The 3,765-nt window shown below is 61.9% G+C and carries 3 protein-coding genes; all 3 read left to right on the top strand.

What is annotated here, in order from left to right:
• Nucleotides 1-121 precede the first annotated feature (121 nt).
• From QQL78_RS20085 to QQL78_RS20075, 3 genes are read left to right on the top strand one after another with little or no spacing between them, the layout of a single operon-like run.
• Nucleotides 122-1,768: a Mu transposase C-terminal domain-containing protein gene (locus tag QQL78_RS20085; protein ID WP_284376500.1), complete on the top strand. Its 1,647-nt coding sequence runs from the start codon at nucleotides 122-124 to the stop codon at nucleotides 1,766-1,768.
• Complete coding sequence (locus QQL78_RS20080; protein WP_284376498.1) at nucleotides 1,759-2,697, top strand: TniB family NTP-binding protein; 939 nt, start codon at nucleotides 1,759-1,761, stop codon at nucleotides 2,695-2,697. The genes QQL78_RS20085 and QQL78_RS20080 overlap by 10 nt, the downstream gene beginning before the upstream one ends.
• Nucleotides 2,694-3,752 carry a TniQ family protein gene (locus tag QQL78_RS20075; RefSeq protein WP_244867379.1) on the top strand — a complete coding sequence of 353 codons (1,059 nt, stop codon included), beginning with the start codon at nucleotides 2,694-2,696 and terminating at the stop codon, nucleotides 3,750-3,752. The genes QQL78_RS20080 and QQL78_RS20075 overlap by 4 nt, the downstream gene beginning before the upstream one ends.
• Nucleotides 3,753-3,765 lie beyond the last annotated feature (13 nt).

Below are 3,765 nucleotides of genomic sequence, written 5' to 3'. Positions count from 1 at the left end.
TGTCGTTCTTGTTCCATGAGTGGACACTAACGTATTGATATTATTGTGTTCATGTTCTTGTTTCATTCCCGGATTATAGTTTCATTATCGGACATAAGACACTTATTTTCCGGGTTTGGCCATGGTGGATCGATCAGACATCAACGCCGTCGACGATGCTGCGTGGGAACAGGCGGTTGCGCGGGAAGCTGTGATCCGCCGCCTTGCAAGCAAGGCGCCACCGAACCGTGCCGAATTCCTAAAGGCCTGCCGCGATCTTGGTCTCAAGCGCTCTCGCCTGTACGAATTGATCTCAGCGTACAAGGCGCGCCCGGTCGCCAGTTCCTTGCTGGCGGCTCAGGTTGGGACACAGACTGGCAGCCGCCGGCTGCCTGACGAGATTGAAGCGGTGATTTCGGGGGCGATCGAGGAGTTCTACAAGTCTCTCCAGAAGCCGAGCATCAACGCCCTGCAAAAGGAGGTGCGCAGGCGGTGCAGTCAGAGGGGTTTGCGTCCCCCGTGCTGGACCACGCTGCGGGACCGCGTGGCGGCGATAGATCCGGCCGAGCTTACGGTTGCACGTGAGGGTGCCAAGGCCGCTCGCCAGCGCCATCACCCGGTTCCGGGTAGCTATCAGGTCGAACGGGCCTACGAGGTGGTTCAGATCGACCATACGCTGGTGGACGTCATCGTCGTAGATCGGGTTCATCGGAAGCCTTTGCAACGGCCCTGGCTGACGCTCGCCATCGACGTCGCCAGCCGTATGGTGGCAGGGTTTTACCTGACGCTGGAGCCGCCATCGACCTTGTCGGTGGCCCTGGCCATTCAGCACCTGGTGCAGCCTAAATCCGATTGGCTGGAGAGCTTGGGGATCGACACGGACTGGCCAGCCGAGGGATTGCCGGAGACCATTCACGTCGACAATGCCAAGGAATTCCGCTCAAGGGCGATGAAACGCGGGGCGGAAGAGCACGGGATTTCGTTGCAGTATCGGCCGATCGGGGCGCCACATTACGGCGGTCACATCGAGCGGCTGATCGGCACGATGATGGGGGCGGTCCACCTGCTGCCGGGATCGACCTTCAGCAGCATCAAGGACCGCGGCGACTATGATTCCGTGGGCAAGTCGGCGATGACACTCGACGAGCTGGAGCATTGGTTGGCGTTGGAAATCACCCGTTATCATGCTGAACGGCACCGCTCGCTCGGCATTCCGCCAGTCGCGGCCTGGAACGAGGCCTATGGGCGGCGCGAGGCACCATTGCGCCGGCCTTACGATCCCGAGGGGTTCCGGATCGACTTCCTGCCGAGCACGGAACGCATGGTACGCCGCGATGGCATCCATCTCTTCGGCCTGCGGTATTGGGACGATGTCCTGAGCCTCTGGGCTGGTCGGCAGGACCGGCAATTGCGCGTGTCCTACGATCCTCGCGACCTCTCCACAGTCTTTGTCCGGAGCCCTGAGGGTCAGCGCTATGCTGTGCGGTTTGCGGACCTGCGCCATCCGTCCATCACCCTTGCGGAGCATCGCCGTGCGCAGGCGATTTTGCGCGAGCGCGGGCGCGCGCTCGAGGACGAAGACCTCATATTCGCGGTGATCGAGGAGCAGCGCGCCTTGGTTGATGCTGCCAGCATCAGGACACGGGAGGCCAGGCGGTTTTCCGAGCGGCGGGACCGAGCGCTTGATGGGGTAGAGGGCTACGAGGCTGTAGATGCCGGTCCGGAGCCCAAGGACAGCGAGAATGTGCTCAGGGACCACCCGGGGTTCGAAGTTGAGGAATGGTCGTGACCGAAGGCAGCGCATTTGCACATCTCGATCCGACCTACCGCCGGTTTGTGGCGCTGCCGGATGATGAGCGCATTGCCTGGATCCGGGCTGATCGTTGGATTGGATTCGATCAGTCCGGGGTCGCTCTGGCACGTCTGGAGAACCTGTTGACCTATCCACCGCGTGACCGGATGCCATGCCTGCTGATCTACGGTGACACCGGCATGGGTAAAACCAAGATCGTCCGCAAGTTCGAACGCGACCACCCTCCGAAGTTCAGCCAGACCACCGGCGTTGACCACCGCCCGGTGGTTGTTGCGCAAGTGCCTTCTGAGCCCATCGAGCGCGATCTTTACCGCGAACTTCTGGCCAGCATGGGCGCGCCGGCGATGACAGGCGGCACGCTCGCCCGTGAGAAGGATATCTGCCGGTCGTTGCTGCGGACCGTAGGGGCTAAGATGATCATTCTCGACGAGGTGAACGGCATGCTGGCCGGAACCTTTCGGCAACAGCGGATTTTTCTCAATGCGATCCGGTTTCTGGCCAATGATCTTCGGATTCCACTGGTTTGTGCCGGAACAGACCTGGCTCGGCAGGCACTGTTGACCGATGCACAACTGGCCGAACGCTTTGAGGCGTTCCATCTCAAGCCTTGGCAGAACGATGCCGCCTTCGCCGGGCTCCTAAAAAGTTTTGAACGCATCCTGCCCTTGCGCGAGGCATCCGATCTGATCAGCGGGGAGGCCAGAGAACGGATTCACAAGCTGACCTCCGGTGTGACGGCGCGCATCTTCCGCCTGATCGAGACGGCGGCGGAAGATGCGGTTCGGTCGGGCAAGGAGCGCCTCGACGCGGATAGTTTTGGCGACAATCTGGTGCTACCGCTGGTCTCGATGACCCAGACCGCTCGGCGGCGGGGAAAGCCCGTGCAACAACGGGTCGGGGCATGATGGTGCGGGCCGGACTGCCAGTTGCGCCGCGTCCGTTCCGGGACGAACTGCTTTCGTCCTGGATGGCGCGGGTTGCCGCGCGCTACGGGGCGGAGCCTCTTGAGCTGGTGGTGTACCTGGCGGGGCAGGGGGGTAGGGACGCATGCGCGCGGCAGGCTGACGATGTGGTGCCGGATATGGAGTTGCTCAGGCTTTGGGCTAAGGCCTGTAGGATCGATCCGGAACGGCTTCGGCGCAGGTCACTGGCGTCCCGATATCCTGATCAGCCGCAGGATTGGTTTCTGAACGAGACGGTGCCAAGCTGTATTGCTTGTTTCGATGCGGATGTCGCTGCCGGTCGGGACGCCTATCTTCGGGTGAATTGGCGATTGGCGGAGCAGGTGGTTTGCCCGACGCACCGGACCATGCTTCTGGACCGCTGCCCCGCCTGTCTCGGCCGCCTGAGGCTTTCTTTTCGCATGCTGAATGGCCTGTTGCGTCCCTTCTGTCGCAAGTGCGACACCGTTCTGACCGGCGGGGGAGGGGAGACAGAGGACCCTTTGAAGGTGGATTTCGCTGCGGGAGTTCTCGAGCTCCAACGCCAGATCAGCGAAATCGTCAGAGGGGACTCTGGCCGTCTCGATCGACTCGAGCATGCAATTCGCACTCTGTGGGCGCCGCTCGATCGCGACGGGGCGGCCCGGCCCGTCCTCGCGCTCTGGTACGATGAACCGGGTTGGAATTGTCCATACGAGGCCCGTGCGGCCGTCGGTCGGCCTGCGCCTCTTCAGCACCTGTCGGTGTGCTGGCGGGCTCTGACGCTGGTGGTCTTGCACGATCTCTTTGGAGCAGATCTGGTGCCCGGCGCGGTCCTGCCGCAGGCCGCCCTCGTCCTGTTCCGGCGTGCCGCACTATTGCCGTGGCTCACGAATGGGCGGGATCTACGGAACGGCAAAGGAAAGCGCACGATTGACGCTGGAGCGGAACGAGTCCACAGATTGAGCAAGAGGTCCGTCCACCGGTTAAATGGAAATTTCCTCGACGAGAGAGGCAATTTCGGCCGAATCCACCCATGAAACTAAAGCGACA

The sequence above is a fragment of the Sulfitobacter pacificus genome, assembly GCF_030159975.1.
Lineage (GTDB): Bacteria > Pseudomonadota > Alphaproteobacteria > Rhodobacterales > Rhodobacteraceae > Sulfitobacter > Sulfitobacter pacificus.
Note: the sequence above shows the minus strand (reverse complement) of the source record. Positions and strands in the feature narration are given on the sequence as shown.